General features: G+C 68.1%; 16 protein-coding genes. 14 read left to right on the plus strand and 2 right to left on the minus strand.

Annotated features, from left to right (window positions below):
* Nucleotides 1-27 precede the first annotated feature (27 nt).
* Complete coding sequence (gene hrpA / locus AC1RAD_RS09550) at nt 28-3,996, minus strand: ATP-dependent RNA helicase HrpA (RefSeq protein WP_492734637.1); 3,969 nt, start codon at nt 3,994-3,996, stop codon at nt 28-30.
* 352 nt (nt 3,997-4,348) lie between these two features.
* Between hrpA and AC1RAD_RS09555 the strand changes: the two genes are divergently transcribed.
* The 11 genes from AC1RAD_RS09555 (at nt 4,349) to AC1RAD_RS09605 (ending at nt 17,793) form a co-directional block, all read left to right on the plus strand.
* Complete coding sequence (locus AC1RAD_RS09555; protein ID WP_492734638.1) at nt 4,349-6,370, plus strand: AAA family ATPase; 2,022 nt, start codon at nt 4,349-4,351, stop codon at nt 6,368-6,370.
* Between the two features lie 43 nt (nt 6,371-6,413).
* The gene (gene argA, locus AC1RAD_RS09560) at nt 6,414-7,760 is read left to right on the plus strand and encodes an amino-acid N-acetyltransferase (RefSeq protein ID WP_492734639.1); all 1,347 of its coding nucleotides are present in this window, start codon (nt 6,414-6,416) and stop codon (nt 7,758-7,760) included.
* 31 nt (nt 7,761-7,791) lie between these two features.
* The gene (locus AC1RAD_RS09565; protein ID WP_492734640.1) at nt 7,792-8,439 is read left to right on the plus strand and encodes a LysE family translocator; all 648 of its coding nucleotides are present in this window, start codon (nt 7,792-7,794) and stop codon (nt 8,437-8,439) included.
* Nucleotides 8,440-8,560: 121 nt separating this feature from the next.
* Nucleotides 8,561-9,556, plus strand: coding sequence for a DUF3829 domain-containing protein (locus AC1RAD_RS09570; protein ID WP_492734641.1), 996 nt, complete (start codon nt 8,561-8,563; stop codon nt 9,554-9,556).
* Nucleotides 9,557-9,614: 58 nt separating this feature from the next.
* The gene (gene dapC / locus AC1RAD_RS09575; protein ID WP_492734642.1) at nt 9,615-10,826 is read left to right on the plus strand and encodes a succinyldiaminopimelate transaminase; all 1,212 of its coding nucleotides are present in this window, start codon (nt 9,615-9,617) and stop codon (nt 10,824-10,826) included.
* A 50-nt stretch (nt 10,827-10,876) separates the two neighbouring features.
* Nucleotides 10,877-11,710, plus strand: a complete 834-nt coding sequence (gene dapD, locus AC1RAD_RS09580) for a 2,3,4,5-tetrahydropyridine-2,6-dicarboxylate N-succinyltransferase (RefSeq protein ID WP_062470187.1) — start codon at nt 10,877-10,879, stop codon at nt 11,708-11,710.
* A gap of 88 nt (nt 11,711-11,798) precedes the next feature.
* Nucleotides 11,799-12,947: a PilT/PilU family type 4a pilus ATPase gene (locus AC1RAD_RS09585; protein ID WP_062470184.1), complete on the plus strand. Its 1,149-nt coding sequence runs from the start codon at nt 11,799-11,801 to the stop codon at nt 12,945-12,947.
* Nucleotides 12,948-12,972: 25 nt separating this feature from the next.
* Nucleotides 12,973-14,160 (plus strand): succinyl-diaminopimelate desuccinylase, encoded by a 1,188-nt coding sequence (gene dapE / locus AC1RAD_RS09590; protein WP_492734643.1) that lies wholly within the window; start codon nt 12,973-12,975, stop codon nt 14,158-14,160.
* Nucleotides 14,157-15,038, plus strand: a complete 882-nt coding sequence (gene prmB, locus AC1RAD_RS09595; RefSeq protein ID WP_492734644.1) for a 50S ribosomal protein L3 N(5)-glutamine methyltransferase — start codon at nt 14,157-14,159, stop codon at nt 15,036-15,038. The genes dapE and prmB overlap by 4 nt, the downstream gene beginning before the upstream one ends.
* A gap of 141 nt (nt 15,039-15,179) precedes the next feature.
* Nucleotides 15,180-17,189 carry an ABC-F family ATP-binding cassette domain-containing protein gene (locus AC1RAD_RS09600; protein WP_492734645.1) on the plus strand — a complete coding sequence of 670 codons (2,010 nt, stop codon included), beginning with the start codon at nt 15,180-15,182 and terminating at the stop codon, nt 17,187-17,189.
* Between the two features lie 91 nt (nt 17,190-17,280).
* Nucleotides 17,281-17,793 (plus strand): hypothetical protein, encoded by a 513-nt coding sequence (locus tag AC1RAD_RS09605; RefSeq protein WP_139701662.1) that lies wholly within the window; start codon nt 17,281-17,283, stop codon nt 17,791-17,793.
* 28 nt (nt 17,794-17,821) lie between these two features.
* Here AC1RAD_RS09605 and AC1RAD_RS09610 read toward each other — a convergent pair whose 3' ends face one another.
* Nucleotides 17,822-18,052, minus strand: coding sequence for a helix-turn-helix domain-containing protein (locus tag AC1RAD_RS09610; RefSeq protein ID WP_062470169.1), 231 nt, complete (start codon nt 18,050-18,052; stop codon nt 17,822-17,824).
* A gap of 70 nt (nt 18,053-18,122) precedes the next feature.
* Between AC1RAD_RS09610 and AC1RAD_RS09615 the strand changes: the two genes are divergently transcribed.
* From AC1RAD_RS09615 to AC1RAD_RS09625, 3 genes are all read left to right on the plus strand, one after another.
* Nucleotides 18,123-18,848, plus strand: coding sequence for a helix-turn-helix domain-containing protein (locus AC1RAD_RS09615; protein ID WP_083259139.1), 726 nt, complete (start codon nt 18,123-18,125; stop codon nt 18,846-18,848).
* Between the two features lie 540 nt (nt 18,849-19,388).
* Nucleotides 19,389-19,622 (plus strand): hypothetical protein, encoded by a 234-nt coding sequence (locus tag AC1RAD_RS09620; protein ID WP_070060799.1) that lies wholly within the window; start codon nt 19,389-19,391, stop codon nt 19,620-19,622.
* Nucleotides 19,623-19,724: 102 nt separating this feature from the next.
* A complete protein-coding gene (locus AC1RAD_RS09625; RefSeq protein WP_492734646.1) occupies nt 19,725-20,789 on the plus strand; it encodes an asparaginase in 1,065 nt (354 codons plus the stop codon).
* Nucleotides 20,790-20,793 lie beyond the last annotated feature (4 nt).

Raw genomic sequence — 20,793 nt, forward strand, 5'->3', positions numbered from 1 at the left:
AAAAGCCCGCGTCGCCGCGGGCTTTTTTTACGCCTGAAGCTGCGCCCAGGCCTTGTCGAGCCGCTTCACGCTCACCGGTTGCGGCGTGCGCAGCTCCTGCGCGAAGAAGCTCACGCGCAGCTCCTCGAGCAGCCAGCGGAATTCGAGCATGCGCTCGTCCACCACACCCTTGCGCTCGGCCACGAGGCGCCAGTAGCGCTGTTCCTGCGGCTTCAGCTCGGCCAGCTTGGCCGTGTCGCGCGCGGGGTCGGCGCGCAGCTTGTCCAGGCGCAGCACGATGGCCTTGAGGTAGCGCGCGAAGTGCTGCAGCTGCGTCCACGGCGCGTCGGCGATGAAGCGTTTGCCGACGAGCTTCTGCAGCTGCTGCGCTGCGTCCTGCACCGCCTCGGGCTGGACCTTCGTGTCCTTGATCTTGCGCGCCGCCGCTGCGTACTCCACGAGGATGACGCCCGCGAGCCGCGCCACCTCGTTGGCGATCAGCGTGAGCCGCCCGCGCCCTTCCTCGAGCCGCTTCTTGAAGGCGAACTCGTCGGTCGGCAGCGGCTCCTGCAGGAAGGCGCGGTCGATCGCCACGTCGATGATCTGCGTGCGCAGTTCTTCCGACGTGCCCAGCGGCATGTAGGCGACCGACATCTTCTGCAGGTCGGGGATGTTCTTCTCGAGGTACTTCAGCGCGTCCTTCAGCTGCAGCGCGAACAGGCGGCGCAGGCCGGCGCGGTGCTTCGCGGCCGCCACGGCGGGCTCGTCGAACACCTCGATGGTCACGGCATCGCCCTCGTCGCGCAGGGCCGGGAAGCCGATGAGCGACTGCGAACCGCGCCGCACTTCCATCAGCTCGGGCAGCTCGCCGAAGGTCCAGCTCGTGTAGCGCTGGCCGGCGGGCAGCGTGGGTGCAGCCTTCTCGGGCGCGGCGTTCTTTGTTGCCGGTGCCTGGCCCCCGTTCGCAGGCGCGGCCTTGGGCGCCGGCGACGCCTTCACGTTGAGCCCCGCGAGCGCCTGGAAGGCACCGCGCGCCTGCGCGCCCAGCTCCGCCTTCAGCGCGCCGAGGTTGCGGCCCATGCCCAGCTGGCGGCCGTGCTCGTCGACGATGCGCAGGTTCATGAACAGGTGCGGCGGCAGCATGTCGAGCTTGAAGTCGGCACGCTTCACGTCGATGCTCGTGAGGTCGCGCACGCGCTTGAGCAGCACGTCGGTGAGCGAGCCGGTGCCGAACAGTTCGGGCGCCGACAGCTCCTCGGCCAGCTTCGAGGCCGACTCGGGCAGCGGCACCAGCCGCGAGCGCGGGCGCTGCGGCAGGCTCTTGAGCAGCGCCTGGATCTTGTCCTTGAGCATGCCGGTCACCAGCCACTCGCAGCGCTCTTCGTTCACCTGGTTGAGCACGAACAGCGGCACGCTGACCGTGAGGCCGTCTTTCGCATCGCCCGGTTCGTGCAGGTAGCTCGCGGCGCAATCGACACCGCCCAGGCGCAGCGTGGGTGGGAACGACTGCGTCGTGATGCCGGCCGCCTGGTGGCGCATGAGCTCGTCGCGCGTGAGGTACAGCAGGCGCGGCTGGTCCTTCGAGGCATGGCGGTACCAGTTCTCGAAGGTGATGCCGCTGGCCACGTCGGCCGGCAGCTGCGCGTCGTAGAAGGCGAAGATCAGTTCGTCGTCGACCAGCACGTCCTGCCGGCGCGCCTTGTGCTCCAGGCCTTCGACCTCGCGCACCAGCTTGCGGTTGGCCGTGAGGAACGGGAACTTGCTTTCCCACTGCCCGCCGACCAGCGCTTCGCGGATGAAGATCTCGCGCGCCGACACCGGATCGACCTTGGTGAAATCGACACGCCGCCCGCTGTAGACCACGAGGCCGTACAGCGTCGCGCGCTCCAGCGCCGAGACCTGCGCGCCCTTCTTTTCCCAATGCGGATCGAGCAGCTGCTTCTTCAGCAGGTGCCCCGCCACCTGTTCGAGCCACTGCGGCTCGATGTTGGCGATGCCGCGCCCGAACAGCCGCGTGGTCTCGACCAGTTCGGCCGCGACGATCCAGCGCCCCGGCTTCTTCTTCAGGTGCGCGCCGGGGTGCTTGTAGAACTTGATGCCGCGCGCGCCGAGGTAGGCCTCGTCGTCCTCGAGCTTCCAGCCCACGTTGCCCAGCAGGCCCGCGAGCATCGACAGGTGCAGCGGCTCGTAGCCGGCCGGCGTGGCGTTGATGCGCCACTTGTGCTCGGTGACCACCGTGAGCAGCTGCGAATGGATGTCGCGCCATTCGCGCACGCGGCGGATGTTGATGAAGTTCTGGCGCAGCAACTGCTCGTACTGGCGGTTGCTCAGCTTGTGCGTGTCGCCATGGCCACCGCGCGCGTCGGCAATCCACTTCCACAGCCGCAGGTAGCCGCTGAACTCGCTCTTCTCGTCGTCGAACTTCGAGTGCGCCTGGTCGGCCTGCTGCTGGGCTTCCATCGGGCGGTCGCGCACGTCCTGCACGCTGAGGGCCGAGGCGATGATGAGCACCTCTTCGAGCGCACCGCGCGTGCGCGCTTCCAAAATCATGCGGCCCACACGCGGATCGAGCGGCAGCTTGGCCAGCTCCGCACCGGTGGCCGTGAGTTCGTTGGCGTCGTCGACCGCGCCGAGTTCATTCAGCAGCTGGTAGCCGTCGGCAATCGCGCGCGGCGACGGCGCTTCGAGGAACGGGAAACGCGCCACGTCGCCCAGCCGCAGCGACTTCATGCGCAGGATCACGCCCGCGAGCGACGAGCGCAGGATTTCCGGGTCGGTGAAGCGCGAGCGGCCCGCAAAGTCCTTCTCGTCGTACAGGCGGATGCAGATGCCGTTCGCCACGCGCCCGCATCGGCCCGCACGCTGGTTGGCCGCGGCCTGGCTGATCGGCTCGACCAGCAGCTGCTCGACCTTGCTGCGGAAGCTGTAGCGCTTGACGCGCGCCGTGCCGGTGTCGATCACGTAGCGGATGCCCGGCACGGTGAGCGAGGTCTCGGCCACGTTGGTGGCCAGCACGATGCGCCGGCCGTGGTGGCTTTCGAAGATGCGGTCCTGCTCTGGGCCCGAGAGCCGGGCGAACAGCGGCAGCACCTCGGCGTTGCGGAACAACGGCTGGTGGCTGACGTGGCGGCGCAGGTGGTCGGCCGCCTCGCGGATTTCGCGTTCGCCGGGCAGGAAGATCAGGATGTCGCCCGCGTTGTGCGGGTCGCGCCAGAGTTCGTCGACCGCGTCCGCGATGGCGTCGTTCAGGTCGTGCTCGCGCGACTCCTCGAACGGGCGGTAGCGCTGCTCGACCGGGAAGGTGCGCCCCGACACCATGATCGTCGGCGCGGGGCCCTTGGCCGAAGCGAAGTGCTGCGCGAAGCGGTCGGCATCGATGGTGGCCGAGGTGACGATCACCTTCAGGTCGGGCCGGCGCGGAAGAATCTCGCGCAGGTAGCCCAAGAGGAAGTCGATGTTCAGCGAGCGCTCGTGGGCCTCGTCGATGATGAGCGTGTCGTAGGCCTTGAGCAGCGGGTCGGTCTGCGTCTCGGCCAGCAGGATGCCGTCGGTCATCAGCTTGACCGAGGCGTCGCGGCTCAGGCGGTCCTGGAAGCGCACCTTGAAGCCGACCACGTCGCCCAGCGGCGTCTTCAGCTCTTCGGCAATGCGCTTGGCGACCGAACTCGCGGCAATGCGTCGCGGCTGCGTGTGGCCGATGAGCCGGCCCTTGCCGGGTTCGGCATTGAGCTTGCCGCGCCCGAGCGCCAGCGCGATCTTCGGCAGCTGCGTGGTCTTGCCCGAGCCCGTTTCGCCGCAGACGATCACGACCTGGTGCGCCGCAATGGCGGCCATGATCTCCTCGCGCCGGCCGGAGACCGGGAGCGATTCGGGAAACTCGATGCGCAGGGGGGCGGGAGGTGTGAGGGTCGTCAAGGCAAGGCAGTCGTCGGTCGTTGCGCGCGGCGGCAGGCGGGCAAACCGCCAATTATCGCGGGGCCCCGGCGCTGTTGCATGGCATCCACAGCGAGGCCGCATGCAGCAGGTGGCGCAGAAAATTTCGTAAAGACTCTTTACTCTACCGCATGCCGCCGCTACGATCGCGGCCATGACCTCCTTCCTTGCCCCCCTTTCGATGCGCATCCGCTGCGCAAGCCGCGTCCTTGCACGCGGCGGGGTCAAGGCGACCCGCCCGGCCTGACGAAGCCCGCGCGCCGGCTTCAGCTTCCTTCGCGGAACTGAACGCCCACCGCTCGCGCTTCACTTCGGTCGAAGCGCGCCAGCCTGACCCGCACAGCGCCTGCACCACCGCCCTCCTCGCATCTCGCGTGGAGAAGCGGCCGCATTCCTGTTTCCGTGTCCCGAATCATTCGAAGAAAAAAAGAACCTCATGTCGCATCCAGACATTTCCCGCGACCTGCACACCACGCTGGCCGAGCGCACGCGCCACCTGCAGGCCATTGCCCATTCGCTGAAGGCCGAGCTGTTCGGCATCGACGAGATCATCGATCGCGTGATCGATTCGCTGCGCGCCTGGTACGTGCTGCCGCAACTCATCAGCCGCCCGGTCGTCATCTGCCTGTGGGGCCTGACCGGCACGGGCAAGACGCAGCTCGTACGGCGCCTGGCGCAGCACCTGGGCTTCTACGACCGCTTCATCGAAGTGCAGATGGACGGCTTCAGCCACGGTTCGGGCCACCGCACCGCGGGCTCCATCTCGGCCATGCTGGCCGAGTCGGGCATTGCCGAGGGCGCGCCCGGCATCCTCGTGCTCGACGAGTTCCAGCGCTTTCGCACCGTGGACGCCAGCGGCAAGGAAGCGCGCGTGGAGCGCTACCAGGACGTGTGGGCGCTGCTCTCGGACGGCCGCCTGCCGCCGTCGCTGTCGGTGCTCAGCGAGATCGAGTCGTCGCTGGCCTGGGCCGAGTACGACCAGGACCGCCGCACCGATGATGACGACGAGGAAGACGAAGAGGACGGTGCCAAGGCCGGCAAGACCAAGCGTAAGCGCCGCCTGCAGCTCTCGCCCTGGGAGGCGCAGGAGTTCAAGCGTTGCCTGAAGCTGCGCGAGTCGCTGCTCGAAATCATGACCTGGAAGCCCGACGAGATCCAGGCGCGGCTGCGCGCCTTCCGCGCCTCGCAGGACAACTGGGAAACCGATTACTCCAAGCTGCTGGTCTTCGTCTCGGGCAACCTCGACGAGATGTACGCCGAGACCGCCAAGCGGGTGGAAGACTGCGACACCGACGCCGACATCTTCCACGCGCTGACGAAGAAGCTCTCGCTCATCGATGTGAAGAAGGCGCTGGCCGAACGCTTCAAGCCCGAGCAGGTCGCGCGGCTGGGCAACAACCACGTGATCTACCCGTCGTTCAGCCGCGCCACCTACGTGCGCCTGATCCTGTCGATCTGCGACCGCTACGTGGGCGAGATCCAGGAAAGCTCGGGCGTGCGCTTCGTACTCGACGCGAGCGTGTACGAGCAGATCTACGCCAACGCCGTGTTCCCGGCGCAGGGCACGCGCCCGCTGTTCTCGTCGATCCACGCGATCCTGAGCGCGACGCTGGTCAACGCCGCGCTGTGGGCGCTCGAACAGGGCGCGCACGGCAGCGAGCCCGTGTGGCTGATGCTCGACCCCGGCGAAGTCACGCCCGGCGGCCCGCGCCTGGTCGCGCGCTTCCGGCTGGCGCGGCGCGAGTTCCCGGTGGCGCTGGAGCTGAACCGGCTCAAGCAGCGCGCCAACGCCGACTTCCGTGCGCTGCTCGCGGTGCACGAAGCCGGCCATGGCCTGGTGTACGCCCTGCTCTTCGGCCGCGCGCCACAAGAGATCCGCATCAACGTGGCCTCCTTCGAGGGCGGCTACAACAGCTACGTGAAGCGCAAGGCCTGGTCCAAGCGCAACCTGCTGGACAGCGTGTGCGTGAGCCTGGCCGGCCGCGCGGCCGAGCGGCTGGTGTTCGGCGAATCGGGTTGCACCACCGGCGCCGAGCGCGACCTGATGCAGGCGACCGCGACGGCGGCGCGCCATGTGCGCCACCTGGGCTTCGGCACCCGCTGGAGCCGCACCGACGTGACGACCGATGCGAACGACAACCTCAACACCGACGTGGCCGCCACCAACCGCGAGATCGAGGCGATCCTGGCGCGCGAACACACCCGCGCGCTGGGCCTGCTCGAAGCCCACGCCACCGCCTTCATGGCGGTGGTCGACGCGCTGATGGCACAGGGTTCGATCGCACCGGACGAGCTCGCCGCCCTGCTCGGCCTGCCGCTGGCGCCGGCCGCGCCGGCGCCAGCGGCCGAGGCGGCGGTGGAGCCGCTGGACGCCTACGCCGACCAGCTCGAGGCCTTCAAGGCCCGCGGCACGCCCGCCGCGGCCGGGGCCGGCCGGCTGCTGCGCGCCCTGGCATGACGCGCTGCACCAAAACCTTGCCAAGAATGCACAATCACGCCCCATGTCCACCGTCTTCAATTTCACCTTCGTGCCCTGGTTCCGCTCGGTCGCGCCCTACATCCACACGCACCGCGGCAAGACCTTCGTGGTCGCGCTCGCGGGCGAGGCCATCGCGGCGGGCAAGCTGCAGAACATCGCGCAGGACCTGGCCCTGATCCAGAGCATGGGCGTCAAGATCGTGCTGGTGCACGGCTTCCGCCCGCAGGTCAACGAGCAGCTGACGGCCAAGGGCCACGAGGCGAAGTACTCGCACGGCATCCGCATCACCGACGCCGTGGCGCTCGACTCGGCGCAGGAGGCCGCGGGCCAGCTGCGCTACGAGATCGAGGCCGCCTTCAGCCAGGGCCTGCCCAACACGCCCATGGCCGGCTCGACGGTGCGCGTGATCTCGGGCAACTTCATCACCGCGCGCCCCGTGGGCGTGGTCGACGGGGTGGACTTCAAGCATTCGGGCCTGGTGCGCAAGGTGGACGCGGCTGGCATCCGCCGCACGCTCGACTTCGGCGCGATGGTGCTCATGTCGCCCTTCGGCTTCTCGCCGACCGGCGAGGCCTTCAACCTGACGATGGAAGAAGTGGCGACCAGCGTGGCCATCTCGATCCAGGCCGACAAGCTGATCTTCCTGACCGAAGTGCCGGGCATCCGCGTGGACAGCGAGCTGCCCGAGAGCGAGGACAACCCGATCGACACCGAGCTGCCGCTGGCCGCCGCCGAGAAGCTGCTGGCCTCGCTGCCGCCCGCGCAGAAGCCGACCGACACCGCCTTCTACCTGCAGCACTGCGTGAAGGCCTGCAAGGGCGGCGTGGAACGCAACCACATCCTGCCGTTCGCGCTCGACGGCTCGCTGCTGCTCGAGATCTACGTCCACGACGGCGTCGGCACCATGGTGATCGACGAGAAACTCGAGAGCCTGCGCGAAGCCACCGTGGACGACATCGGCGGCATCCTGCAGCTCATCGAGCCCTTCGAGCGCGACGGCACGCTGGTCAAGCGCGACCGCACCGAGATCGAGCGCGACGTGGGCCACTACACGGTCATCGAGCACGACGGCGTGATCTTCGGCTGCGCGGCGCTGTACCCGTACCCCGAGGCGAAAACCGCCGAGATGGCCGCGCTCACGGTGTCGCCGCAATCGCAGTCGCAGGGCGACGGCGAACGCATCCTCAAGCGCATCGAGCACCGCGCCAAGGCCATGGGCCTGGAAAGCATCTTCGTGCTCACCACGGTCACGATGCACTGGTTCCTCAAGCGCGGCTTCCAGCAGGTCAACCCCGACTGGCTGCCCGAGGCGCGCAAGCGCAAGTACAACTGGGACCGCAAGAGCCAGGTGCTGGTCAAGAAGATCTGAAGAAGAAACCCATCCGAAGAAAGACGCCCCGATGACGCTCGCCACCGCCCTGCTGTTCGCCATCGTGGCCTTCGCCGCCATCGCCACGCCCGGCCCCACGGTGCTGCTGGCCCTGAGCAACGGCTCGCGCCACGGCGTGCGACGGGCGCTGCCGGGCATGCTCGGCGCGGTGCTGTCCGACTTCGTGCTGGTCGGCGCCGTGGCGCTCGGCCTGGGCGCGCTGCTCGCGGCGTCGGAGTTCTGGTTCTCGATGCTCAAGTGGGTCGGCGCGGTCTACCTGGCCTGGCTCGGGCTGCGCATGCTGCGCTCCCAGGGCGGCTTCCAGCTGCCGAGCGCGGACGCCGCGGCCGCCGTCACGGCGGTCGAAAGCCGGCGCATCTTCTTCAAGTCGTTCCTGGTGGCGGTGACCAACCCCAAGGGCTACATCTTCTGTTCGGCGCTGCTGCCGCAGTTCATCGACCCGGCCGCCGCGCAGGCGCCGCAGTACCTGATCATTGCGCTGATCTTCGCGGGGCTGGACATGACGGTGATGCTGGCCTACGCCTTCGTCGGCGCCCGCGCGATCCGGCTGCTCACGGTGTCGGCCACGCGCTGGATCGACCGCGCCTGCGGCGGCATGCTGCTGGCGCTGGCAGGCTCGCTCGCTTTCTACCGGCGCAGCGCGGCCACCGCCGTCTGACCCATCCCGCCCCTCGACCGCTGTCCTCAGACAGCGGCGCTCCTCCCCACGATGTTTTTCCGGCAAGCCGCCGTCCCGCGGCCTGCCCGTGCTGTTTTTTTTCAATGGAGGAAATGAAAGAATGAAGAACTACCAGACCCTGCTGGGTGCCACCCTGGTCGCCGTGTCGGCGCTCGTCGCGGGCTGCGGCGACAAGGTGGACAAGACGGCCCCGCCCGCTTCCGCCGAAGCCAAGCCAGCCGCCCAGGCCGGCAACGACCAGCAGCAGCTCGTCGAGAAGTACAACCTCTACGTCGACGTGTCGAACAACCTGCGCACCTCGTTCCAGGAAGCCCGCGAAAGCTACGTGACCGGCCAGGTGCCGCTGCTGCAGGCCAAGGCGCTGCTCACCAGCCTGCGCATCCAGAACGACATCCTGGTCGACCGCTCGGCGAAGAAGCTCGATGCCGCCGCCGCCATCGCCGCGCCGCTGCCCGAGATCGACGAATCGGCCAAGGCCTTCTCGGCCGCGCTCAAGGTGCTGTCGCCGCTGAGCCGCGAGCTGAACGACTACGCCAATTCCAAGGGCTACCTCGCCGACAACGGCGACAAGGCACGCCAGATGAGCGCCGACTACCTGGCCGCGCTCACCACCGTCGCGCAGGCCGAAGCGGCCTTCGACAAGGGCCTGAGCGCCCGCGACCGGGCGCTCACCAGGGAAGCCTTCGAGAAGGCGCCCAAGGACACCGCCGCCTACTACCGCGCCGGCCTGATCTACCACGGCAAGCTCAACCACGCCGACGCCATGGCGCTGTTCGCCGCGCCCAACGACCCGCAGGCGCTGGCCGCCTTCGAGGCCTCGCTGGCGCTGGTCGCCGACTCGGCCGCAGGCTGGAGCAAGAAGACCGCCGAGCAGTCGACCCAAAACGGCAAGAGCTGCAGCGGCGGCATGCTGCAGATCAACGAGTTCATCGGCCAGTCGCGCTCGGTGATCAAGGACGCCAAGGACGGCGCGTTCAAGCGCAAGGAAACCGGTGCGATGGCCCGCATGGGCCGCTCGGCCATCGTCGACGCGGCCAACCGCTACAACCAGAACTTCGCCAACATGATCGGCCAGTTCAACCGCCCGCTTTGCTGAGCGGGCCAAGGGGCGCAGGGCGTGCGGGCCGCCCTGCCCGTCGCCGATAATCCGGGGCATGAATCCCTTGCTTGCCAAATTGCAGCCGTACCCGTTCGAGCGGCTGAAGCAACTGTTCGCGGGCGTCACGCCCGCCCCCGAATTCGCCCCCATCAGCCTGGGCATCGGCGAGCCCAAGCACGCCACGCCGGCCTTCATCAAGGATGCGCTGAGCGCCGGCCTCGGCGCCCTCGCCGCCTACCCGGCCACCGCCGGCGAGCTGAAACTGCGCACCGCCTTCACCCATTGGCTGCATCGCCGCTACAGCCTGACGCTCGATCCGGCCACCCAGGTGCTGCCGGTCAACGGCTCGCGCGAGGCGCTGTTCTCGCTCGCCCAGACCGTGGTCGACGCCAGTGCGAACCCGAAGCCGGTGGTGATGTCGCCCAACCCGTTCTATCAAATCTACGAGGGCGCGGCCCTGCTCTCGGGCGCCGAGCCGTACTACGTGCCCAGCGTGCCCGCGCGCAACTTCGCCGTCGACTGGGACAGCGTGCCCGACGAGGTCTGGGCCCGCACCCAGCTCGTGTTCGTCTGCTCGCCGGGCAATCCCACGGGCGCGGTGATGTCTCTGGACGAGTGGAAGAAGCTCTTCGCGCTGTCCGACCGCCACGGCTTCGTGATCGCCGCCGACGAGTGCTACAGCGAGATCTACTTCCGCGACGAGCCCCCGCTCAGCGGCCTGGAAGCCTCGATGAAGCTCGGCCGCCCCGACTTCAAGAACCTCATCGCGCTCACCTCGCTCTCGAAGCGCAGCAACGTGCCCGGCCTGCGCAGCGGCTTCGTGGCCGGCGACGCGGCGCTCATCAAGGGCTTTTTGCTCTACCGCACCTACCACGGCAGCGCCATGAGCGGCGCCGTGGCCGCCGCCAGCATCGCGGCCTGGGGCGACGAGTCGCACGTGGTCGACAACCGCGCCCAGTACCGCGCCAAGTTCGCCGCCGTCACGCCGCTGCTCGAACCCGTGCTCGACGTGCGCCTGCCCGACGCCAGCTTCTACCTCTGGGCCGGCGTGCCCGAAGTGTGGGCTGGCGACGACGAAGCCTTCGCCCGCGCGCTCTACGCTCAATACAATGTCACGGTTCTGCCGGGGAGCTATCTGGCGCGCGACACCGACCACAGCGCCAACCCGGGCCGCGGTCGCATCCGCATGGCGCTGGTGGCCGAAACGGCCGAGTGCGTCGAGGCCGCCCAGCGCATCGTCCGGTTCGTCAAAGACGGCCGCCGCTGACCCCCTGTCGCCCCCGCTTCCCTGCCCCTTTTTCACCCGAGACTCTCTCCATGACACAGCAACTGCAACAAATCATCGACGCCGCGTGGGAAGACCGCGCCAACATCTCGATCAACGCCGCCCCCGCCGAAGTGCGCGACGCCGTCGAGCACGTGATCACCGAGCTGAACAACGGCAAGCTGCGCGTCGCCACCCGCCAGGGCGTGGGCCAGTGGACCGTGCACCAATGGATCAAGAAGGCCGTGCTGCTGTCGTTCCGCCTGAAGGACAACGAGCAGATCCAGGCCGGCTCGCTGGGCTTCTACGACAAGGTGCCGACCAAGTTCTCGCACCTGTCGGCCGCCGAGCTGAAGGAATCGGGCGTGCGCATCGTGCCGCCGGCCGTGGCCCGCCGCGGCAGCTTCATCGCCAAGGGCGCGATCCTGATGCCCTCGTACGTGAACATCGGCGCCTACGTGGGCGAAGGCTCCATGGTCGACACCTGGGCCACCGTGGGTTCGTGCGCGCAGGTCGGTGCCAACGTGCACCTGTCGGGCGGCGTGGGCCTGGGCGGCGTGCTCGAGCCGCTGCAAGCCAACCCGACCATCATCGAAGACAACTGCTTCATCGGCGCGCGCTCCGAAGTCGTCGAAGGCGTGATCGTGGAAGAGAACTCGGTGCTGGGCATGGGCGTGTACCTGGGCCAGAGCACCCCGATCTTCAACCGCGACACCGGCGAGATCTCGTACGGCCGCGTGCCCGCCGGCAGCGTGGTCATCAGCGGCAGCCTGCCCAAGAAGACCAAGTCGGGTCAGGACTACAGCACCTACGCCGCGGTCATCGTCAAGACGGTCGACGCGCAGACGCGTTCGAAGACCAGCCTGAACGACCTGCTGCGCGACTAAAACGCACCCACCACCGGCCGCCTGCTTCAACGCGCGCGGCCGGTTCGCTTCTTCCCTGAGAAAAAAACAGCACCGAGGAGAGAGACCGATGAACATGATGGAACGGATTCTTCGTTTGATGGCCGAGCGCAAGGCCTCCGACATCTACCTCTCGGCCCACTCCCCGGTGATGATCCGCATCAACGGCAACTGCCTGCCGATCAATGCGCAGGTGCTGCCGCCGACCGCGCCGCTGGCGCTGCTGTCGGAAGTGGTGCCCGAAGCCCGCATCCAGGAACTGGAAAACACGGGCGAACTCAACATGGCCGTCGCCCTCGAAGGCGCCGGCAACTACCGCATCAGCGCCATGCGCCAGCGCGGCAGCTACGCCGTGGTGGTGCGGCACATCGCCTCGGTCATCCCCAGCTTCGACGACCTGAATCTGCCCGACATCCTGAAGTCGCTCATCATGGAAAAGCGTGGGCTGATCCTGATGGTGGGCGCCACCGGCGCGGGCAAGACGACCACGCTGGCCTCGATGCTCGACTACCGCAACGAGCACGCCAGCGGCCACATCCTCACGGTCGAGGAGCCGATCGAGTTCACCTACACCAACAAGAAATCGCTGGTGAACCAGCGCGACGTGGGCAGCGACACCACCTCGCTGCAGGTGGCCCTGAAGAACGCACTGCGCCAGGCGCCCGACGTGATCCAGATCGGCGAAATCCGCGACCGCGACACCATGACGGCCGCCATTGCCTACGCGCAGTCGGGCCACCTGTGCGTGGCCACGCTGCACGCCAACAACAGCTACCGCGCGCTGAACCGCATCCTGAGCTTCTTCCCGGTCGAGGTGCGCCCCACCCTGCTGGGCGACCTGGGCTCGGCGCTGCGCGCCGTGGTGTCGCAGCGCCTGCTGCGCACGCCGGCCGGCGGGCGCGTGCCCGCGCTCGAAGTGATGCTGAACACCGCGCTGGTGGCCGACCTGATCGAAAAGGGCGACTTCTCCGGCGTCAAGGAGGCCATGGAGCAATCGATGGCCGAAGGCTCGCAGACCTTCGAGGAAGACATCGCCCGCCTCATCACCGAGGAACGCGTGACCCGCGAAGAAGGCCTGGCCAACGCCGACTCGCCCACCAACCTGATGTGGCGCCTGCAGAACCGCGACGCGCCCAAGAAGCAGGCCGAGGATCGCGACCTGACCGACCAGCTCGACGAACCCACCTTCACCGACATCACGCTAGACGTGAAGTTCTGACCGCCCCTTAATCCCCGCTCCCTCGATGTCCCGTACGCTCCAGCTCGCCGAACAACTGATCTCGCGCCCTTCCGTCACCCCCGACGACGCGGGTTGCCAACAGATCCTGGGCGAACGCCTCGCCGCGCTGGGCTTCACGCTGGAAACCATCGAGAGCGGCCCGGCCGATTTCCGGGTCACCAACCTCTGGGCCGTGCGCCGCCCCACCAACGGCAAGGCGACCAAGACGCTGGTCTTCGCCGGCCACACCGACGTGGTGCCCACCGGCCCGCTCGACCAGTGGAGCAGCCACCCGTTCACGCCCACGCACCGCGACGGCAAGCTCTACGGCCGCGGCGCCTGCGACATGAAGACCTCGGTCGCGGCCTTCGTGACCTCCATCGAAGAATTCCTGCAGGGCGAGCCCGACCCGACCCTCACGCTGGCGCTGCTGCTGACCAGCGACGAGGAAGGCCCGGGCGTCGACGGCACCGTGATCGTCTGCAACGCGCTGGCCGCGCGCGGTGAAACCATCGACTACTGCATCGTCGGCGAACCCACCTCAGTCGCGCGCTGCGGCGACATGATCAAGAACGGCCGCCGCGGCACCATGAGCGGCAAGCTCACGGTGAACGGCGTGCAGGGCCACATCGCCTACCCGCACCTGGCGAAGAACCCGGTGCATGCGGTGGCGCCCGCGCTGGCCGAGCTGGTGGCGATCAACGCGGCCGGCGGCTGGGACGCGCAGAGCAACCCCTACTTCCAGCCCACCAGCTGGCAGATCAGCAATTTCCACGCGGGCACCGGTGCGAGCAACGTCATTCCGGGCAGCGCGGTGATCGACTTCAACTTCCGCTTCTCGACCGAGTCCACGCCCGAGTCGCTGCAGCAGCGCGTGCACGCCGTGCTCGACGCACACGGCGTCGACTGCACGCTGACCTGGACCGTCGGCGGCCTGCCCTTCCTGACCACGCCCGGCGAACTCGTCACGGCGGTGCAGGCGGCGATCCGCGAAGAGACCGGCCTGGACACCGAGCTGTCGACCAGCGGTGGCACCAGCGACGCGCGCTTCATCGCCAAGATCTGCAAGCAGGTGGTCGAGTGCGGCCCGGTGAACGCCAGCATCCACAAGATCGACGAGCACATCGAGGTGGCCGAGATCGAGACGCTGAAGAACATCTACCTGCGCACGCTGCGCGGGCTCGACGCGGCGCTTGCGCAAGGCGCCCGATGAGCACCGTCATCGAACTCATCGAAGCCGGCGCGAAGCGGCTCGAAGAGGCCGGCGTGGCCTTCGGCCATGGCACCGCCAACGCCTTCGACGAAGCCGCCTGGCTCGTGCTGTGGCGCCTGAAGCAGCCGCTGGACGACATCGACGCCGTGGCCGACACCCCCGTGTCGCCGGCCGACGCCGCCAAGGTGGCGGCCCTCATCGACGAGCGCATTGCCACGCGCAAGCCCGCCGCTTACCTCACGAAAGAAGCGTGGCTGCAGGGCGTGCCCTTCTACGTGGACGAGCGCGCCATCGTGCCGCGCAGCTTCATTGCCGAGCTCATCGCCGACGGCAGCATCGACTACTGGCTGGGCGAACACACGCAGCGCGTGCTCGACCTGTGCACCGGCAACGGCAGCCTCGCAGTGCTCGCGGCGCTCACCTACCCGGATGTGACGGTCGATGCCGCCGACTTGTCGACCGAAGCGCTCGAAGTGGCCGCCATCAACGTCACGCGCCACGCGCTCGACGCCCGCGTCACGCTGATCGAATCGGACGGCCTGAAGAACGTGCCCGGCACGTACGACCTCGTGCTGTGCAACCCGCCCTACGTGAACAGCGCCAGCATGGCCGCGCTGCCCGCCGAATACCGCGCCGAGCCCGAACTGGCGCTGGCCGGCGGCGCCGACGGCATGGATTTCGTGCGCCAGCTGTTCGCCGACGCGCCCGCCCGCATGAGCGAGCAGGCCGTGCTGGTGCTGGAAATCGGCAACGAGCGCGATTACTTCGAAGCGGCGTTTCCGCAGCTCGAGGTGGTCTGGCTCGAAACCTCGGCCGGCGAAGACCAGGTGTTGCTGGTCACCCGGACGGCGCTGCTGGCCGGCGCCGGCGCGCGTTAGCGACGCCCGCCGCCCCCGCTTCACCGCCTTGCACGCAGCCTCCGGGCTGCGCCCCCTTTCATCGGGCGATGTCCGCCTTTGCCCCTTCGCGCCGGGTCGCCGAAGGCCGGGCGGGATAATCGCCCCTACGGTTCCTCACTCATGATCACTCTCAAAAACGTCATTCTTCGCCGCAGCGCCAAGAAACTGCTGGACGGCGCCACCGTCAATCTCAACCCCGGCGAAAAGGTCGGCCTGGTGGGACGCAACGGCGCCGGCAAGTCGTCGCTGTTCGCGCTGTTCAACGGCACGCTGCACGAAGACGGCGGCGACTTCTACATTCCCAAGCAGTGGCGCATGGCCCAGGTCGCGCAGGACATGCCCGAGACCGAGGAGTCGGCCACCGACTTCGTGGTCGGCGGCGACACCCGCCTGACCGAGCTGCGCGCCACGCTGGCCGCCATCGAGGCCGCCTACGCCGAGAACCCCGACGACGCCGACATCGGCATGGAGCTGGCCCACGCCTACACCGACCTGGCCGATGCCGGCGAGCACGACGCCGTGCCGCGCGCGCAGGCGCTGGTGCTCGGGCTGGGCTTCAAGTCGCACGAGCTCGACGAGCCCGTCAACAGCTTCTCGGGCGGCTGGCGCATGCGCCTGCAACTGGCCCGCGCGCTGATGTGCCCGAGCGACCTGCTGCTGCTCGACGAACCGACCAACCACCTGGACTTGGACGCCCTGGTGTGGCTCGAAGCCTGGCTGCAGAAGTACCCCGGCACCATGATCGTCATCAGCCACGACCGCGAGTTTCTCGACGCCGTGACCGACGTCACCCTGCACATCGCCAACGCCCAGCTCACGCGCTACGGCGGCAACTACAGCAAGTTCGAGGACATGCGCGCGCTGCAGATGGAGCAGCAGCAGGTGGCCTTCAGCAAGCAACAGGACAAGATCGCCCACCTGCAGAAGTTCATTGACCGCTTCAAGGCCAAGGCCAGCAAGGCCAAGCAGGCGCAAAGCCGCGTCAAGGCGCTGGAGCGCATGGAAAAGGTGGCGCCGCTGCTGGCCGAGGCCGACTTCACCTTCGAGTTCAAGGAGCCGGGCAACATCCCGAACCCGATGCTCTCGATCGACAACGCGAGCTTCGGCTACGAGATCGAAGGCGAAGCCCCCAAGACCATCCTGCGCGGCGTGAGCCGCTCGGTGCTGGCGGGCCAGCGCATCGGCATCCTGGGCGCCAACGGCCAGGGCAAGTCGACGCTGGTGAAGACCATCGCGCGCGAAATGGGCGCGCTGGCCGGCCAGGTCACCGAAGGCAAGGGCCTGAACATCGGCTACTTCGCGCAGCAGGAACTCGACGTGCTGCGCCCGCAGGACAACCCGCTGGAGCACATGGTGCGTATGGCGCGCGAACTGGGCAGCAATGCCAAGGAAGCCACCGGCGAGCAGGCCCTGCGCGGCTTCCTGGGCAGCTTCAACTTCAGCGGCGACATGGTCAAGCAGCCCGTGGGCACCATGAGCGGCGGCGAAAAGGCCCGCCTCGTGCTCGCGATGATGGTCTGGCAGCGCCCCAACCTGCTGCTGCTGGACGAGCCCACCAACCACCTGGACCTGGCCACCCGCGAGGCCCTGGCCGTGGCGCTCAACGAGTTCGAAGGCACGCTGATGCTGGTGAGCCACGACCGTGCGCTGCTGCGCTCGGTGTGCGACGAGTTCTGGCTCGTGGGCCGCGGCGTCGTCACCGACTTCGACGGCGACCTGGACGACTACCAGCGCTACCTGCTCGACGAATCCAAGCGCCTGCGCGAAGAGGCCAAGGTGGCCGTGCGCGAAGCGGACGCCGTGGCGGCGGCTGCTGCGGCCGCAGCTGCAGCTGCAGCAGCGCCAGTGAAGAGCAGCAGCACCCCCGAGCAGCGCAAGCAGGACGCCCAGGAGCGCCAGCAGCGCAGCGAGCAGGCCAAGCCGCTGAAGAAGGAAATCGCCAAGATCGACGAGCGCATGGCCGCGGCCAGCGCCGAGCGCAGCACGCTCGAAGCCCGGCTGGCCGAACCGCTGCCGCCCGCGGAGATCGCCGACGCCGGCAAGCGGCTGAAGGCGCTCAACGACGAGATCGCGCAACTCGAAGAACGCTGGCTGGCGCTGTCCGACCAGCTCGAAGCGCTGGCGGCCTAAGCCCCCTGCCCGCGCGCGGCTGGCAACCCGCCGGCCGGCACGGGCCGGGTAGCATGGCACGCTCAGGGAACCCGCCAAGGAGCCACGCTGCATGCCTTCTTCGATCGAACTCGCCCGGGGCGATGAAAAACTCATCGCGGCCATCCACCGCAGCCGACGCCTGATCGGCCGCAAGGCCCTCATGGCCGCCGCCGCCAGCGCCGTGCCGCTGCCCGGCGTCGACTGGATGGCCGACGCGGCGCTGCTGTCGCGCCTGGTGCCGCAGATCAGCGCCGAGTTCGGCCTCTCCGTCACCCAGGTCGAAAAGCTTGCGCCGCACCAGCGCGAGCGCATCCAGAAGGCCGCGACCACGCTCGGCGCCCTGCTTGTGGGGCGGCTCGTCACGCGCGAGTTGCTCATGAAGCTGGCCCGGCACGCCGGCATCCGCCTCACCGCCAAGCAGGCCACCAAGTACGTGCCCATCGCCGGGCAGGTCGTGTCGGCCGCGCTCGGCTATGCCGCGCTGCGCGCGCTGGGCGAACAGCACATCAAGGACTGCGTGCGCGTGAGCACCACGCTGGCCCTGACGCCGCCCGAACCCGCCGAACGGCTCAAGCCGGCCTGATCCGGCCACTTCCGGGTCAGTTGCCGGCTCAGTCGCCGGCTGGCGGCGGTCCGTAGTGCGGGGCCGGCCGCAGCGCCTCCTCCTTCATGCGCTGCTCGTAGGCGGCCAGCAGCGCGACGTAGTGGCGCGACATCACGTCGCTCACCCGCCCCAGCCCGATCTTGCTGACCGTGGGCTGCGGAATGCCCGTGCGTTCCTGGATCTGCTTTTGCGTCAATCCGAGCGCCCGCAGCGCCTGCACCAATTCGCGTGGCTTCATATCGATCCTCCCTTTTTTTCCTATTTTAGAGTCCAATACGAATATTCATCTGCGCTTGAATCTCCACCCCATGGAGACTATTGCTTCACGTGCCCTGGCCGCACGCAAATTCGCCAAGATGACGCAGAAGCAGGCCGAGGCCGCTTCGGGCGTCAAGCAGTCGAGCATCTCGAAGATCGAGCGTGGCGACACCAGCCGGTCGATGAGCGTGCTCGCCCTGGCACGCGCCTACCGCGCCGACCCCAACTGGCTCGACACCGGCGACGGCCCCGCCCCGTGGGACGAGGTGCAGATCCGCCTGGCACGCGACAACGCCCACGAGCCGCCCGGCCCCTACCGCGTCACCCGCATCGCGCCCGTCGGCCCGGCTTTCGCGCCCCAGACGCCCGGCACCGTGCCGCTGATCTCGTGGGAGCAGGCCGGCGAATGGCGCGGCGCCGAATCCCCGCCCCGGCCCACGCTGGCCGAACGCTGGATTCCCTGCATCGCGCACCACAGCGCCGGCACCTACGCGCTGCGCGTGCGCGGCGACAGCATGACCTCGCCGCACGGGCACCTGAAGAGCTACCCGGCCGGATCGATCGTCTTCGTCGACCCGCAGCACACCACGCCCGACGACGGCGAGCGCGTGGTCGCCAAGCTCGACGACGACATCCGTGGCGAAGTCACCTTCAAGGTCTACAAGGAAGACGCCGGCCGCCGCTGGCTGCTGCCGCTGAACCCCGCGCACGAGGCCGTGCGCGTGCCCTTCACCGTGCTGGGCACCGTGATCGGCAAGTGGGAAGACGAAGACTGAAGGCCCAAAGGGCCTCTTTTCGCGAGGTCAGGTTGCGTACAGATTCGCCGGGCACAGTGAGGTTTCTCCCGGTGGCTTGCACCTCTGATCCTCCCTCCTCCAGCAAGTCACCTTCCGGCCCGCCCTCGTGCGGGCTGTTTTTTTGCCTGCACCGCTGCGCGCCGGTCAGAGGCTTTTGATGGGGCCGATTCTTTCTGGTATATAATTCGCGGTTGCCCGAAACGATCGGGCATTTGCCTGGCCAGGCAAGCTGAATCTCATACCAGCGCGTCGAAGTCATAGCGACGAGAAAAACAACAATGACTTCCGCAAACGAATCTTTGCCGTAGCGTGGACCGCGTAAGAGTTCACGACCACATTCCGACAAAAGCCCTCCTCGCGAGGGCTTTTTCATTTCTGCGCGCCAGTGGCCCCGAGGCGTCCGCCTTCCGTCAACCCCTCTTCTTTCCTACACGGTGTAACGGAATGCGACCTACGCAGTACCACGCGGGCCCAAGAGACGATTCGTTCACTGTCAGCACAGGGAACAAAGGGAATCACATGAGCCTCAGGGACATCCGCGAACGCTACGGCGTCAGCTTCGAAAGAGGAGCCCGCGTCATCTGCGGCGGCCGGCTCGGCACCGTCGCCGGCGCGAGCAATTCGCACATCCGCATCAAGTTCGACGGGCGCCAGATCAGCAGCCCGTGCGATCCCCTGGAGGTTCAGCCCTGCCACGAAGGCGCCGTGAACCTCTCGCCGCAGACCACGCAAGACTGGCACGCCCCGGCGTAGCCCTGTCTGCGTGCCCCATGGGGCACATCTTCCTTGGCGTCCACGGTGTGGCGCAGCCGTCGCGTAGCATCGGCGCGCACCCTCACACCGCCAAGGAAACCCATGAAGACTCTGAAGAGGACACTCGCACTTGCGACGATCGGCCTGGCAGCCGTGGCCACGTCGGCGCAGGCACAGACGCAAGCGCGACCCGTCGTGCAGTTCATCGCCACGGGCGGCACCATCGCGATGAAGATCGACCCCGTCACCAAGGGCGTGGTGCCCGCGATCTCGGGCGACGACCTGATGCAGACGGTGCCCGATGCCGGCAAGTACGCCACCATCGAGGTCAACAACTTCTCGGCCATGTCGTCCAACTACATCGAGGCGAAGTGGTGGACGCGCCTGACCAAGGCCGTCGACGACGCGCTCGCACGCCCCGAGGTGGCCGGCGTCGTCATCGCGCACGGCACCGACACCATGGAAGAAACGGCCTACTGGCTGGACCTGACCGTCAAGTCCGACAAGCCGGTGATCCTGATCGGTGCGCAGCGCAATGCCTCCTCGCCCGACTTCGACGGCCCGCGCAACCTGCTCAACGCCATCCGCATCGCCACCACGCCCGAGGCGCGCGGCAAGGGCGTGATGCTGGCGATGAACAACCAGATCAACGCGGCGCGCAACGTCACCAAGACGCACACCGCCAACGTCGAGACCTTCAATTCGGGCGACTTCGGCTTCCTGGGCGAGGTGTGGGACGACAAGGTCGTCTTCACCCGCGCGCCGCTGCGCCGCCAGCACATCGACATCGGCACCGCCGAGATGCCGCGCGTGGAAATCGTCGCCATGTTCGGCGGCGCCGACGGCTCGCTCATGCGTTACGCCGTCGACCAGGGCGCCAAGGGCATCGTGGTGCAGGCGGTGGGCATGGGCAACATGAACGTCTCGATGTTCGAGGCGCTCAAGTACGCGCTGTCGAAAGGCGTGCCGGTGGTCGTCTCCACGCGCGTGCACAACGGCCGCACGCGGCCGGTCTACGGCTTCGTGGGTGGCGGCAAGACCAGCGACGAGGCCGGCGCCGTGATGGCGGGCGACCTGAGCCCGCAGAAGGCACGCCTGCTGCTGATGCTCCAGCTGCACCGCGGCGTCACGGGCAAGGCCGAGCTGCAGGCCGCGTTCGACCGCTGAGCCC

The organism is Variovorax sp. GW823-FHT04B03 (assembly GCF_058796495.1).

Excerpts from the sequence above, each read along its gene's own strand:
- hrpA (WP_492734637.1), bottom strand. The coding sequence starts at position 3,996 with ATGCGGCCTCGCTGTGGATGCCATGCAACAGCGCCGGGGCCCCGCGAT.
- AC1RAD_RS09555 (WP_492734638.1), top strand. The coding sequence starts at position 4,349 with ATGTCGCATCCAGACATTTCCCGCGACCTGCACACCACGCTGGCCGAG.
- argA (WP_492734639.1), top strand. The coding sequence starts at position 6,414 with ATGTCCACCGTCTTCAATTTCACCTTCGTGCCCTGGTTCCGCTCGGTC.
- AC1RAD_RS09565 (WP_492734640.1), top strand. The coding sequence starts at position 7,792 with ATGACGCTCGCCACCGCCCTGCTGTTCGCCATCGTGGCCTTCGCCGCC.
- AC1RAD_RS09570 (WP_492734641.1), top strand. The coding sequence starts at position 8,561 with ATGAAGAACTACCAGACCCTGCTGGGTGCCACCCTGGTCGCCGTGTCG.
- dapC (WP_492734642.1), top strand. The coding sequence starts at position 9,615 with ATGAATCCCTTGCTTGCCAAATTGCAGCCGTACCCGTTCGAGCGGCTG.
- dapD (WP_062470187.1), top strand. The coding sequence starts at position 10,877 with ATGACACAGCAACTGCAACAAATCATCGACGCCGCGTGGGAAGACCGC.
- AC1RAD_RS09585 (WP_062470184.1), top strand. The coding sequence starts at position 11,799 with ATGAACATGATGGAACGGATTCTTCGTTTGATGGCCGAGCGCAAGGCC.
- dapE (WP_492734643.1), top strand. The coding sequence starts at position 12,973 with ATGTCCCGTACGCTCCAGCTCGCCGAACAACTGATCTCGCGCCCTTCC.
- prmB (WP_492734644.1), top strand. The coding sequence starts at position 14,157 with ATGAGCACCGTCATCGAACTCATCGAAGCCGGCGCGAAGCGGCTCGAA.
- AC1RAD_RS09600 (WP_492734645.1), top strand. The coding sequence starts at position 15,180 with ATGATCACTCTCAAAAACGTCATTCTTCGCCGCAGCGCCAAGAAACTG.
- AC1RAD_RS09605 (WP_139701662.1), top strand. The coding sequence starts at position 17,281 with ATGCCTTCTTCGATCGAACTCGCCCGGGGCGATGAAAAACTCATCGCG.
- AC1RAD_RS09610 (WP_062470169.1), bottom strand. The coding sequence starts at position 18,052 with ATGAAGCCACGCGAATTGGTGCAGGCGCTGCGGGCGCTCGGATTGACG.
- AC1RAD_RS09615 (WP_083259139.1), top strand. The coding sequence starts at position 18,123 with ATGGAGACTATTGCTTCACGTGCCCTGGCCGCACGCAAATTCGCCAAG.
- AC1RAD_RS09620 (WP_070060799.1), top strand. The coding sequence starts at position 19,389 with ATGAGCCTCAGGGACATCCGCGAACGCTACGGCGTCAGCTTCGAAAGA.
- AC1RAD_RS09625 (WP_492734646.1), top strand. The coding sequence starts at position 19,725 with ATGAAGACTCTGAAGAGGACACTCGCACTTGCGACGATCGGCCTGGCA.